This is a genomic window from Peribacillus deserti (genome assembly GCF_002863585.1).
In the GTDB taxonomy this organism is placed as follows: Bacteria; Bacillota; Bacilli; order Bacillales; family DSM-1321; genus Paraperibacillus; species Paraperibacillus deserti_A.
This window is the reverse complement of sequence record NZ_PGUY01000059.1, coordinates 1-11,466: the sequence shown is the minus strand read 5'-3', so window position 1 is coordinate 11,466 and position 11,466 is coordinate 1. Positions and strand designations below refer to the sequence as shown.

14 protein-coding genes, 1 tRNA gene and 1 pseudogene are annotated in these 11,466 nt (G+C 40.3%); 9 read left to right on the top strand and 7 right to left on the bottom strand.

Features of this window, described 5'->3' with window-relative positions:
- Positions 1 to 237: 237 nt before the first annotated feature.
- Complete coding sequence (locus tag CUU66_RS18265; protein WP_101644841.1) at positions 238 to 843, bottom strand: CotY/CotZ family spore coat protein; 606 nt, start codon at positions 841 to 843, stop codon at positions 238 to 240.
- A 119-nt stretch (positions 844 to 962) separates the two neighbouring features.
- Between CUU66_RS18265 and CUU66_RS18260 the strand changes: the two genes are divergently transcribed.
- The 6 genes and pseudogenes from CUU66_RS18260 to CUU66_RS18235 form a co-directional block, all read left to right on the top strand.
- A complete protein-coding gene (locus CUU66_RS18260) occupies positions 963 to 1,322 on the top strand; it encodes a DUF1360 domain-containing protein (RefSeq protein WP_101644838.1) in 360 nt (119 codons plus the stop codon).
- A gap of 324 nt (positions 1,323 to 1,646) precedes the next feature.
- Positions 1,647 to 2,126 carry a sporulation protein gene (locus tag CUU66_RS18255; protein ID WP_101644835.1) on the top strand — a complete coding sequence of 160 codons (480 nt, stop codon included), beginning with the start codon at positions 1,647 to 1,649 and terminating at the stop codon, positions 2,124 to 2,126.
- Positions 2,127 to 2,141: 15 nt separating this feature from the next.
- Positions 2,142 to 2,609 carry a stage V sporulation protein AC gene (gene spoVAC / locus CUU66_RS18250; RefSeq protein WP_101644833.1) on the top strand — a complete coding sequence of 156 codons (468 nt, stop codon included), beginning with the start codon at positions 2,142 to 2,144 and terminating at the stop codon, positions 2,607 to 2,609.
- A gap of 3 nt (positions 2,610 to 2,612) precedes the next feature.
- A complete protein-coding gene (gene spoVAD, locus CUU66_RS18245; protein ID WP_101644831.1) occupies positions 2,613 to 3,635 on the top strand; it encodes a stage V sporulation protein AD in 1,023 nt (340 codons plus the stop codon).
- Between the two features lie 42 nt (positions 3,636 to 3,677).
- Positions 3,678 to 4,034 carry a stage V sporulation protein AE gene (spoVAE, locus tag CUU66_RS18240; protein WP_101644829.1) on the top strand — a complete coding sequence of 119 codons (357 nt, stop codon included), beginning with the start codon at positions 3,678 to 3,680 and terminating at the stop codon, positions 4,032 to 4,034.
- Positions 4,035 to 4,139: 105 nt separating this feature from the next.
- Positions 4,140 to 4,220 (top strand): annotated as a pseudogene (locus tag CUU66_RS18235) (YjcZ family sporulation protein); the annotation flags it as partial.
- Between the two features lie 109 nt (positions 4,221 to 4,329).
- On the opposite strand, the gene CUU66_RS18230 reads toward CUU66_RS18235, so the two are convergent.
- The gene (locus tag CUU66_RS18230; protein ID WP_101644826.1) at positions 4,330 to 5,163 is read right to left on the bottom strand and encodes a hypothetical protein; all 834 of its coding nucleotides are present in this window, start codon (positions 5,161 to 5,163) and stop codon (positions 4,330 to 4,332) included.
- A gap of 156 nt (positions 5,164 to 5,319) precedes the next feature.
- Here CUU66_RS18230 and CUU66_RS18225 point away from each other — a divergent pair, with 156 nt between their 5' ends.
- On the top strand, positions 5,320 to 5,577 hold the full coding sequence (locus CUU66_RS18225; protein WP_101644824.1) for a stage VI sporulation protein F: 258 nt from the start codon (positions 5,320 to 5,322) through the stop codon (positions 5,575 to 5,577).
- Between the two features lie 143 nt (positions 5,578 to 5,720).
- Here the strand turns inward: CUU66_RS18225 and CUU66_RS18220 are convergent, their stop codons facing one another.
- Positions 5,721 to 8,015, bottom strand: a complete 2,295-nt coding sequence (locus CUU66_RS18220) for an ATP-dependent helicase (RefSeq protein WP_101644822.1) — start codon at positions 8,013 to 8,015, stop codon at positions 5,721 to 5,723.
- A 181-nt stretch (positions 8,016 to 8,196) separates the two neighbouring features.
- On the opposite strand from CUU66_RS18220, the gene CUU66_RS18215 reads away from it, so the two are divergent.
- The gene (locus CUU66_RS18215; RefSeq protein ID WP_101644820.1) at positions 8,197 to 8,499 is read left to right on the top strand and encodes a hypothetical protein; all 303 of its coding nucleotides are present in this window, start codon (positions 8,197 to 8,199) and stop codon (positions 8,497 to 8,499) included.
- A 247-nt stretch (positions 8,500 to 8,746) separates the two neighbouring features.
- Here CUU66_RS18215 and CUU66_RS18210 read toward each other — a convergent pair whose 3' ends face one another.
- The 4 genes from CUU66_RS18210 to CUU66_RS18195 form a co-directional block, all read right to left on the bottom strand.
- Positions 8,747 to 9,169 carry a GNAT family N-acetyltransferase gene (locus CUU66_RS18210; RefSeq protein ID WP_101644818.1) on the bottom strand — a complete coding sequence of 141 codons (423 nt, stop codon included), beginning with the start codon at positions 9,167 to 9,169 and terminating at the stop codon, positions 8,747 to 8,749.
- A 3-nt stretch (positions 9,170 to 9,172) separates the two neighbouring features.
- Complete coding sequence (locus CUU66_RS18205; RefSeq protein ID WP_101644817.1) at positions 9,173 to 9,688, bottom strand: YjcG family protein; 516 nt, start codon at positions 9,686 to 9,688, stop codon at positions 9,173 to 9,175.
- Between the two features lie 86 nt (positions 9,689 to 9,774).
- Complete coding sequence (locus CUU66_RS18200; protein WP_101644815.1) at positions 9,775 to 10,503, bottom strand: alpha/beta hydrolase; 729 nt, start codon at positions 10,501 to 10,503, stop codon at positions 9,775 to 9,777.
- Positions 10,504 to 10,966: 463 nt separating this feature from the next.
- Positions 10,967 to 11,194: a hypothetical protein gene (locus CUU66_RS18195; protein ID WP_101644812.1), complete on the bottom strand. Its 228-nt coding sequence runs from the start codon at positions 11,192 to 11,194 to the stop codon at positions 10,967 to 10,969.
- 182 nt (positions 11,195 to 11,376) lie between these two features.
- Between CUU66_RS18195 and CUU66_RS18190 the strand changes: the two genes are divergently transcribed.
- A tRNA-Val gene (locus CUU66_RS18190) sits at positions 11,377 to 11,448 on the top strand.
- Positions 11,449 to 11,466 lie beyond the last annotated feature (18 nt).

Genomic DNA, 11,466 nt, shown 5'->3' with positions numbered 1-11,466 from the left:
TTGTAATCCTGGTCATTAGATGATCCAAACACCCGGGGCTGCTATCCTCAGGTTAAGTGCTAATTTAAACATTACTCCTTGTAATCCTGGTCAAGATGATCCAAACAGACGAGGCTGCTATCCTCAGGTTAAGTGCTAAGTGAACATTAATCCTTATGGTCCTAATCAAATGATGCAACAGCAATAAAAGGAAAAAAACCCGAGGCTGCTATCCTCAGGTTAGGTGCTAAGTGAACATTACTCTTCGTGTTGGTCAGATGATTCACTGAAATCATGATCGTGATGATGCTCCGTAGTAATAGCATCAGCTTTAATAACTGTGGTCGCAGGAAGGCAGGTTACTGAGCAGAAGCAGCTAAGATCCACAGTAATGCAGATACCAGTTGAAAGTAGGGGTTCATCGATGTCCCCAACAATAGTTTGAATTTTTCCAACTAAGGAATCTTTCTTAGCAAGGTGCTTTCTATCATCAATCAGGCAAGGTGTAGTTAGTAATTCAAGAACAGCACAGCAGTTTCCAGCGTCAACATCTACAGCTCTGAATACTGTTGTTTCAAATGAAACCAGCTGTGTATAATGTGACCCTTTAAACTTTGGTTCTCTGCGAAACCCTATTCCAAGAAAAGGAAGGCCTGTGCTCTTGCTTGTGATCATAACCGGGATAGTATTGAAAGCACTGGCACCGTTTCTTGCTCCACCGCCAAGTAATTCAATAATTGATTTATTGCAGCTGGTCGTACACGTGGCAACAGCTTCAGGATTAACTTGGTCCTGCGCTTCAACAATCGCTAATAACGTATCGCAAACACAATTTGTAGTTTCAAAATTGGAACCGCAACTCATGGTTTCTCCTCCTTGATAAAAGTTAATATTTTCATTTATAGACTATGAAAATGGGGATAAGGTGGTATAAGTCATTAGCCCATTTTTTCTAATTTCTATATCATAAGGAGTTTTTATATATGCTATTAGACGTGAATTTTTGGCTTTTACTAATGCTGGGCCTAGCTTCTTTTAGATTGACGAGGCTTCTTGTTTTTGATAAAATCACACATTTTATCAGAGAACCCTTTTTTGATGAAATAACAGAAACAGATGAACAGGGCAACGAAGAGGTGTATATAATACCAAAAATGCAAGGGCCCAGGAAATTTATTGGTGAGCTGCTCAGCTGTTTCTGGTGCACTGGTATTTGGGTCAGTGTCTTTTTATTAGGGATTCACTATTTTATACCGTTTCTTGGAGATCCGTTAATATTGATTCTTGCTGTCGCTGCAATAGGTTCTTTAATTGAAGTAATAAACATGAAACTGCTGGGCTAGTAAATGAGACAAGAAACATTGGCATGTCATAATGTACATTAAATCCAACTTAAAGGGGGGAAATAATATGCAGAAAAAAGTACCAGCGTATTCTCATCTAGAAAAATTCCTAGCAAAGCAAAAGCCGGTTAAAGTAAAAAAAGAAGACTGCGGTTGCGGCAAAAAAAAGAAATAACTTGGAACTGTCTCTCTTGGAGAGGCAGTTTTTTTTTTAGGCGTTTGCGCTGGAGTAAACTTCCAAAATACGGAAGTAATATTCCAGGCAAAGTTGACGAACAATAAAACAGCGATTAAATAACCACTCTTACATAGGAAGTGAAGAGAATGATTAAGCCATTCAAAAAACAATGGTTTTGGGCTGCGTTTCTATCTATCCTTATGCTTGCGGGCTGCCAGGAGGATGGACAAAAAAGCAGTAAAGCACTATTTAGCAGGGTGGATCCTGCACCTATATTAATTTCGCCTAAGTCCCCAAAAGACCAGGGAGAATTGAGTGAGATTAAAAAAACCGTCATTACTGACAAAAGCACATATGATGTCGCCGTTGCCAGAAAAGATAAAGAGGTGCTTGTAAGTTATAAAGTGAAACACAGCAAGAGATTTCAGATGAAAAAGATTGAAAAAACTATTACGCACAAGCTGGAAAAGAAATTTCCAGACTACACCTTTGCCGTTTCAAGCGATTATAAAATCTTTCTTGAAATCGTCAGGCTGGGAGAAAAGCTCGACAGCAAAAAGTTTGACAAGAAGAAAGCTGAAAAGCGGTTCGGGGAGATTAAATCATTAAAGGATGAATTAACATAAAGAGGAGAGAAATAAATGCCGAAGAAAAACTTAAATCCTGAACAGCAGAAGTATCAGCAGCTGCAAAAGCAACATGAATTAAAAAGGCCAGTCTTAATGAATTGTATAAGAGCGTTTTGGGTGGGCGGTCTCATTTGTATGATTGGACAGGCAATCACGTATTTTTATATTTATTTTTTTAATTTTACAGAACAAACGGCAGGAAACCCAACTGTTGCTACCTTGATATTTATAGTCATGTTGTTGACTGGATTTGGAATTTATGATCATTTAGGCCAGTTTGGGGGGGCAGGCAGTGCAGTGCCGGTTACAGGCTTCGGAAATGCAGTAATTTCGGCAGCCATTGAGCATCGGTCAGAAGGCTATGTGCTCGGTGTGGGAGGAAATATTTTTAAACTGGCAGGTTCGGTAATTGTCTTTGGTACTTTCTCCGCATTTGTGGTTGCTCTCATTAAAACCATCATTGGAATGATTGGAGGGTAATATATGCTGACTGGTAAACACACCTGGGTTTTTAATAACCGCCCTGTCATTTTATCAACTGGAGTCACAGGGGGACCATTCGAAGCGAATGGGCATCTAGCAGATGATTTTGATATTCTGCATGATGATCTATATATGGGTAAGGAGACTTATGAAAAAGCACATCAGTTCCTGCTTGAGGAAGCGGTAGGCAAAGTGATGGAAAAGAGACAGATGACTAAGGATGACATTCAGTTTTTTCTCGCGGGGGATCTAATAAACCAGATTACTCCGTCGAGCTTTGCAGCATCTACTCATGGCATTCCATACCTCGGGTTGTTTGGTGCATGTTCAACTTCCATGGAGGGGCTGGCCTTATCTGCCTTTATCGTCAATTATGATGGCGCAGAGTATGTTATTACAGGTGCTTCAAGCCATAATGCGGCTGTAGAAAAGCAATTCAGATATCCAACAGAATACGGCGGCCAAAAGCCGCCGACAGCACAGTGGACAGTTACTGGGGCCGGGGCGGCCCTTGTCGGGAAAAACAAAGGTCAAGACGAAAATCACCCTTGTATCACGTCAGCGACTATCGGAAAAGTGATCGATATGGGGCTCAGTGATCCTTTTAATATGGGAGGGGCCATGGCACCCGCGGCTGCCGACACAATCATCAAACATTTACAGGATCTCAAGCTTGAGCCCGATCATTATGATTTAATTGTAACCGGTGATTTAGGAAGGATCGGACAGAAAGCAGCCTTGGATTATATGGAGCAACAGGGAGTTAAATTGGATCCACAAAAATTTCGAGATTGCGGCCTTATGATTTATACAGAAGATCAGGAAGTATTTTCTGGGGCAAGCGGCCCTGGCTGTTCTGCTGCGGTGTTTTATGGTCATCTGCTAAAGAGAATGAAACAGGGTGAATTCAAAAGAATCCTTGTTGTAGCCACTGGGGCATTACTGTCGCCGCTGTCTTTTCAACAGGGACAAAGTATCCCGTGTATTGCGCATGCTGTTGCTGTGGAATATAAGAACACATAAGGATTGTTTAACTAGAAAACCAACTAATATAGGAGGTATGTAATGCTAGCCATGTTTTTTTGGGCATTTGTTGTTGGAGGGGCATTCTGTGTAATCGGCCAGCTTTTGTTTGATGTTGCAAAGCTTACTCCAGCCCACACACTAAGTACAATGGTGGTTGCAGGAGCTGTGCTTGACGGGCTTGGTTTATATGAACCTTTGATGGATTTCGCAGGCGCAGGGGCAACCACTCCTATCACGAGTTTTGGAAACTCGCTCGTCCATGGAGCGATGCAGGAAGCGGAAAAGCATGGACTTGTGGGAGTCGTAACAGGCATGTTTGAAGTCACAAGTGCCGGTATTTCTGCTGCCATCATATTCGGTTTCCTAGGTGCTTTGCTATTTAGGCCAAAAGGGTAATTGATAGATGGAAAGCCATCTTGGAAAATTAGGCAAGCTTCCCTACACCTAATCACCTCTTCTTTCATACTCTATGAGTGAATTACTCGAAACCGAGGTATAGGTATGTATGGAGGCTGCGGCTATGGAGGCTGCGGGACATTTGTCTTGATGGTCGTTTTATTTATCCTTTTAATCATCGTTGGAGATCTTTCTATGGTTAATACAGACACAAAACGGAATGGTCTCATTCCGTTTCTTTATTTTTTGCAAAAAAAGTTCCCGGCCATATTGGTGGGAACTTTTTTAATTATGATTACTGCATTTTTTCTACAGTAATTACGCAGCCAACTAATTTCTTAAGGAAGGAGCGGAAGTCTTTTTTATTTCTAGAGTGATGGTTCACTTTACCAAATCCATAGCCGGCTCCGTAAAAGCCTTTTTTCTTCTTTTTAAATTTCGAAGAAGAATCAGACGAATCAAAACTAGAGGATAGGAAGGATGACGATTCAAAGCTTGATGATAAACTAGACGATTTTAAGCTGGAAGACTTTAAGCTGCTTGAAGACTCAAAAAAGCTGCTTGAAGATTTGTGCTTCGAGCTGGAAGAATCATGATGTTCGAAGCTGCTCGATGAGCCATGATGCTTGGAGCTGCTTGATGACTCATGATGCTTGAAGCTGCTTGATGACTCATCATGCTTGAAGCTGCTGGATGGGCCAAATGATGAACTGCATGATGAAGAGAAGCTGCTGCTGAAGGAAGATGATTCACAATCGCAGTGGAAGTGATTTTTCCTGCAGAATTTACATGTATGAACAAACATGGCTTTTTTTACAGCAGCTGCTTCTGCAGCAGCCTCCTCAGCAACTGCTTCTTCTTCTGCTGCCGCTGCCTCTGCTGCAGCATTAACTCTGAATGGTTTTGCTGAATCAAAGATGCTTCTTTGACCGGCAGCTCCTGGTTCTTCAACTGGTGGTTCAACCGGCTCCTCTGGAGCTCCCAAAAGCTGGCCAGCACAGTCAATATTGACATTCGTAATTTTATTTAAAGGAATTACATGTGTGACTGTACCTTCCTCCAACTGAATATAATTTTTCCCAACTTTCTTTAATAGACCCGTAATAGTCGTACCATTTTCAGTGGGCATAGTTATTCTCCTTTCTAATGGTTTCACATCATACTATGTGAAATGGCTAGAGAAGGTGCGGACAGGAACCTAGTTTTTTATTAAAAATCGACTAAATCGAAGCACAAAATATCAGCTCCTTCATATGATAAAAAACAGAGAAGGAGGGCTTAAGAAATGGATAATAATTTCTTTAAGAATCTGGAAAAGAAGACCGGGGTTAATATGAAAGATATACTTGAATTGGCGAATTCTCTGCAGGGAGCAAATTTCCAGGACGAAAAAACAGTAAGAGGCGTGATTAAACGAGTTTCGAAAATAGCAAATAAACCGATTAATGCTGAGCTGGAGAACAAAATAGTCGATTCAATTACTAAAGAAGGCAAGTCACTTGATTTCAACACGATCTCTAATATGCTGAATAATAAAAAATAATGACTCTGTTAAAGTGCATCGTTGATTACTGCAGGATATGATACGCAAGGTTCTTGCGGATAGCGAGTGGCTGCAGCGGAAAATCAACAGGAATGAATTACAGATAAAAAAACGGGAAATGAGGAGCCCCCCCATTTCCCGTTTTATTTTTTTATCAGTCCCTGAAGGAATCTTGAAGGAGCTGCTGTTTTTCCTCTCCTTGTTTCTGGTACAGAGAGAAGCAATTCGTCTTTTGCCCGTGTCGCTGCAACATATAGGAGTCTCCGCTCCTCCTCCAAAGGGGTAGAATCGCCTTTTCTGTAGGAATCCAGGGAATAATCATGCGGAAGACTGCCATCAACATTTCCTACTATATAGACCTTTCCATATTCAAGACCTTTAGATCTGTGTATGGTAGTGAGCTGAATGGCCTCCTGAAAATGCTTCGAAAGCTTTTTCACTTCCAAATTCATTGCCCTCATATGATCAGCATGGTCCAAAAGCTCCTGTGCTGTTTGAAATCTTCTTGCAGCAACCTTCAAGTCACGAACATCGTCCGAGCCCTTTTCGGCCAGGCTGCCTTCATTGCCCCGCTTTTTTACAAAGTCCTGAAAGCCAAGATCCTTTTCGATCATTTCAAGGGCGATAGATGGGGTGACATCCTTAAGACGCCGTACTTGATCCGGAAGCATCTTTAACTTCTTTTCCTGAAAGGCAAAACCGGTTTTTACTTCCGAAAGAGCTGACAGCATGGAACAATCATTTAAAATGGACTGGGCCTTCACCTGTTGGAGAACAGACTGCTTTAGGAATAGAGAGGGCAATATATCGGCAATTGCCTCAGGATCCTCGGGATTCAGGCTTAGCTTTAAAAAGGCAAGCATCCCTTTTACAATCCGGCGGCTATAGAACGATTCTGCATCCTGATCAATGGCAAACGGCAGATTGCTATGTGCCAGCCGTTCAAAAATGGCTCTTGACATTGAATGAGTGCGATATAAAATGGCAAAGTCACTCGGATTTTCGCCTCTTGCAATCCGCTCCTTTAAATCAGTAACGATCATGGTTGCTTCCTGTTCTTCATCATAAGGAAAGAATAGGACTGGGGGGGCTCCATTATTGTGCTGAGCCGTCATTTTCTTTTCCAGCCTATTCTTATTTCTCTTAATGATCCTATTGGCCGTAGAAACAATTTCGTGGGAAGACCGATAATTATTGGTTAATTTAATCACCCGCGTGCCAGGGAAATCCTTTTCAAAATTAAGGATAAATTCAGGGCTGCTTCCGCGGAATGCATAAATGGACTGATCATCGTCCCCAACTGCGCAGATGTTCCGGACGGCGCTCGAAAGCAATTTGATTAATTCGTACTGAACAGTATTGATATCCTGAAACTCGTCTATCAGGAAATATTTAAACCGGCTGCGATAATGCTCTAATACTTCATCATTGTTTTTCAGCAGCAAATAACAGCCAATAAGCATATCATCAAAATCGTACTTGTTATGCTGCTGTTTATATTGCTCGTAACGTGTATACAAAAAAGCACATTTTTCTTCCCAGTCATCCTCGGGTTTAATGTCTGCTGGAAACACCAGCGAGTTTTTCCAGAGTCCAATCTGCTGAAGGGCACTGTCAAAAGCAAATTCTTTTTCATCAAGATTTTTTTCTTTTCCAGCCAGCTTGATAATCTGTTCTTTTTCCCATTCCCGTTTTAAAAGAGATTCTCTCGTCCATTTGCGAGGCTCGTGGAACATAAGGATCCTATAAAAAATACTGTGAAAGGTTCCGCAGACAAGTGAATTGATCTGCTGCGGGGAAAGTCCAGGATAATTAGTCAGGCGATCCTTCATTTCCCTGGATGCTTTGGCTGTAAAAGTTACCAGCATGATACTTTTTGGATCTATATTGTATTCAGTAAGCATAAGAGCTGTCCTGATGGTAAGCACCCTAGTTTTGCCGCTTCCTGCCCCGGAGAGTACGAGCACAGGACCTTCAAAGGCCGATACCGCTTCTGTCTGCTGAGCATCTAAAGTGATGCCTGACGCACTTAGCTGATCTAAATATGGAGACGAGGACACTCTGTTATTCTGATCCACTGAAATGAAAGGGGGATTATCTGTAATGATTGAAGTTTGTTTCCAAGCGGTCTTTTTAACCGCAGTTTGTGTAATAGTCCTGGATTTAGGGATTCTGAAACCATTTCTTTCTATGTAAGCTTCCTCTTCAGCCAGTTCGTCATAAGAATTTGGTACCTCCTGAGACTCGTTACAGTCTTTTGTATGATTAGAATGGAAAAAATAGGGCCCTTGAGAGATTCCAAGATAGAGTTTTACATTCTGTCTGCACACACTGCAAGTGAGAAGATCATTTTGGCCATCATCATAGACAGCCTGCAGTCCCTCATTACTATAAATCTCTAAATCTATTAATATATCTTGTTTGAAAGCCTTTTTCATGGAATATAACCTCTTTTTTATAAAACAGTCAAACTCCATCATATCAAAACCTATGGCAAATCTAAAGACTATCCCTCTTTTTTGAAAAATTTAGGTTTCAACCGTCATAAAATGTGTAAAGGAGTAAGAATAGTTTACTATACATACTCATATATATAACCAAAAACTAGGAGGGAACATAATGACTTATATAACTCCAGTGACAGATTACCAAATCTCTCAATATGCGGCCCGTACAACAGGAGAAATCGAGAGTGCAAAAAGCTATATCAGCGGAGCAAAGCCGGTTTTTTCAGTAGAGTTGAGACGGAAGCAGGGTGAGGATATACAGAATGAAAAAAACTACCCGGATTATGCAGATTATGAAGAACCTATAATTCTGAACGGCTCAAAATTAAAACGGAACAAACAGGTACCGATGCACATTTTGCAAGCGGCAGTGGAAATCACCGGAAAAGGGAAATTTGTCAATAAATATATATAAAAAGTTTCCCCACTAGTTGAAAAAGACTGGCGGGGTTTTTCATATCAAGGGTTAACCTTGATTAGGGCCACATTCGGAGTTTACTCAGTTTTCAGGAGCTATTTCGAGTTTACGCTGGATCATCAGGATATATCGCACTTGAAGTTGAAAAGGAAGATAAGAAACGCGGCCGCAGATAAAATCGGCCAAGACATTTTTTAGTAATATAAAAAAACACTCCACTTATAAGCGGAGTGCCATTGTTAATTTAAAGGGTTTTAACCATACTCTTATGAGGAATTCCCGCATCCATAAATTCACCAGATGAAACTTCGTATCCCAATTTTTCATAGAAAGGAATAGCGTGCGTCTGAGCATTGAGCTTTAATTTTGAAATCTTATGCTTTTCTGCATACTCCTGTATCCCATCCATAATGGCTTTCCCAGCGCCCTTTTCGCGGGCAGAGGAGAGGACGCATATTCTTTCGACCTTCCCAATTCCATTCAGGATCCGGAAACGGCCAGCCCCTGCAGGTTTGTCGTTGATATATAGAAGAAAATGAGTGGAGTCTTTTTCGTATTGATCAATCTCTTCCTCTAACGGTACGTTCTGTTCTTCCACAAAAACTTCTTTGCGGATTGAATAAGCCAGCTGTAATTCTTGTTCGGTTTCAACTACCTTAACTTTCACAATCTATTGTTCCTTTCCAAGGCGGAATGTTTCATATACAGTCCATTGGCCATTTTCAAGCTGATATAGCAGGTGGAAACGGTCAATTTCCTCTTCGTGTGTAATGTTCAGCATTTTCAACTGGTTTAATACATCAGAATGTTCATCATCGGATAAATTCTGTCCCAGCGTAATGTGCGGAATGAAAGCATAATCGGATGTGTCGTTAAAGAAATTATCATGCAGAGCCTGATGAAGACCTTCAATTGCCTCGTTTGGCTCAACCTTCAAGTAAATAACGTTATTTACAGGCTGGAAAGAGCTTACTTTTGTAACGTTCAATTGGAATGGCTTATATTTCTTTGAAATAGATTCTAATTGGTCTGCGATCTCTTTAATTCTGTCATCTGTTGCTTCAAATGCAGACTTAAGTGTTAAATGCGGAGGAATTAATGCATAATGTGAATCGTACCTTTTGCGGTAGGAATTCACTAAATCTTGCAGCTTTTTCGAAGGAAAGATTACAACACCGTACTTCATTAGATGACCTCCCAGTATTTAATATTAATAGTTATATTATTATAACAAATTATTTGAATAATAAGCCAATTTAAATTTTGGCTATTCTAACTTCCCAACGTGTGCTTCATCGCACGCTTCAGGTCCTTCTGCCAGTATTTCCATGTATGTTCTCCTTCAAACTCTTCGTAAAAGAATGAATAATTCCTTTCCGAAAGCAGCTTGTTCAGTTCCCGGTTTGGTTCGATAAAGTTCTGTCTTTTACCATCCGTTGTTGGAACATCTGTCTCTTCTGTTCCAATAACATGATAAATGTCAAGAAGAGAAGGGTCTGCAAAGTCTACTGCTTCACGCATAACTGTTGAATCTACATAGGGTGACTGCATAATAACATGTCCAAACGTGTGAGGATATTTAAGAGCAGCCTGAAAAGACACAGTTGCTCCTAAAGAATCCCCGATCAGCACCCGCCCCTTTGCCATACTGTATGTAGGAAAGGATTGATCAAGGAAAGGAACTAGTTCATGAGCCAGGAAGCGGATATAAGAACTTTGCTTCTCGCCATCAGGATGATACTTTGAACGGCGGTCATGGACGTTCTTATATGGAATGCCAACAATAATAATATTCTCAATCTCTTTATTATATAAAAGTTCATCCGCTGCACGTCCTATACGCCCCAGCTGAAAATAATCCCGGCCATCCTGGGCAATCACCACTGTATATTTGTATAGTGGTGAGAAGCTGTCCGGGAAATAAATTAATAATTCCATTTCTTCTTCTAATGAAGAGCTATACAGCCTATAATCTTTAATCGTTCCCTGAGGTAAAGCCATAAAATCCTCCTATAGCGTGATAGAATATTTGAAATTCAAGTCTAATTTTATCTTATCACATCAAAGGCTGGTGTGCTTCTTTCTCAATATAGAACCGCTTTCGGCAGTACATAAACGAAGGTCCAATTTTGTATACAAGGAATATGAATACATAAATAGAGTACTAATTTTAAATGAAGAGAGATTTGGTGCAGGGTGAGTACATTTGTAAATGGCGAAGGATATTCGTGTGAAAACAAACCATTTAATTAATGAATGCAGAATAAACCGAACAGAAGAAATCCCTCGGGCTTATCTCCAAAACAGTGCATGGTATCAGAGGAAGGAGAGGTCTTGGTATGAACCATTTATCTAGGGTTGCATATGAACACCAAACTTAAACTTGGCATTTAAAAAAGAAAAAAGTAATGGATGACAATAACTAATTGGAGCGGATTATTTTCGTGGTTATTGTTAGCTTTCTTTAGTTAGCATGACGGTTATAGCCTTTAGGCTTTACAGGGCTGGCCGAGAGTATATTGCTTATTTTGAACGTTCTTTTCTGTCTCCTTAAAAAACAAAATGCTTTAATATGAGTTCTTGAAATTGCTAAAACTTGAATTTTACGCTGGGAAAGGCCATGGTCATCTGCCATATAAATAATTTCTAATGGGTTATTTTCTTTTAAACAGCGTGTTAATAGAGGGTTCATTGAAGGTGCCTCCTTAAGAGTATCATATTAACATTATATACGAACGTATGTTTCTTATTCAACTAAAAAGGAATGTACGTTCGTTTTTATTGGGAGGTGGTGGTCATGTATAAATAGTATATAATGAAATAGGATATTGACTTTCGCTTTGAAATCCTTATAATTAAATTATGACATTAAGCGATCTGATAGTTCAGCGGGAGAATACTACCTTGACAGGGTAGGGGTCGGGGGTTCGAATCCCTCTCAGATCATCAAAGCAGGAAGTCTCA

What these genes read in the sequence shown, in the direction of transcription:
- CUU66_RS18265 (WP_101644841.1), bottom strand. Translation starts at nt 843, where the DNA reads ATGAGTTGCGGTTCCAATTTTGAAACTACAAATTGTGTTTGCGATACG.
- CUU66_RS18260 (WP_101644838.1), top strand. Translation starts at nt 963, where the DNA reads ATGCTATTAGACGTGAATTTTTGGCTTTTACTAATGCTGGGCCTAGCT.
- CUU66_RS18255 (WP_101644835.1), top strand. Translation starts at nt 1,647, where the DNA reads ATGATTAAGCCATTCAAAAAACAATGGTTTTGGGCTGCGTTTCTATCT.
- spoVAC (WP_101644833.1), top strand. Translation starts at nt 2,142, where the DNA reads ATGCCGAAGAAAAACTTAAATCCTGAACAGCAGAAGTATCAGCAGCTG.
- spoVAD (WP_101644831.1), top strand. Translation starts at nt 2,613, where the DNA reads ATGCTGACTGGTAAACACACCTGGGTTTTTAATAACCGCCCTGTCATT.
- spoVAE (WP_101644829.1), top strand. Translation starts at nt 3,678, where the DNA reads ATGCTAGCCATGTTTTTTTGGGCATTTGTTGTTGGAGGGGCATTCTGT.
- CUU66_RS18230 (WP_101644826.1), bottom strand. Translation starts at nt 5,163, where the DNA reads ATGCCCACTGAAAATGGTACGACTATTACGGGTCTATTAAAGAAAGTT.
- CUU66_RS18225 (WP_101644824.1), top strand. Translation starts at nt 5,320, where the DNA reads ATGGATAATAATTTCTTTAAGAATCTGGAAAAGAAGACCGGGGTTAAT.
- CUU66_RS18220 (WP_101644822.1), bottom strand. Translation starts at nt 8,015, where the DNA reads ATGAAAAAGGCTTTCAAACAAGATATATTAATAGATTTAGAGATTTAT.
- CUU66_RS18215 (WP_101644820.1), top strand. Translation starts at nt 8,197, where the DNA reads ATGACTTATATAACTCCAGTGACAGATTACCAAATCTCTCAATATGCG.
- CUU66_RS18205 (WP_101644817.1), bottom strand. Translation starts at nt 9,688, where the DNA reads ATGAAGTACGGTGTTGTAATCTTTCCTTCGAAAAAGCTGCAAGATTTA.
- CUU66_RS18200 (WP_101644815.1), bottom strand. Translation starts at nt 10,503, where the DNA reads ATGGCTTTACCTCAGGGAACGATTAAAGATTATAGGCTGTATAGCTCT.
- CUU66_RS18195 (WP_101644812.1), bottom strand. Translation starts at nt 11,194, where the DNA reads ATGAACCCTCTATTAACACGCTGTTTAAAAGAAAATAACCCATTAGAA.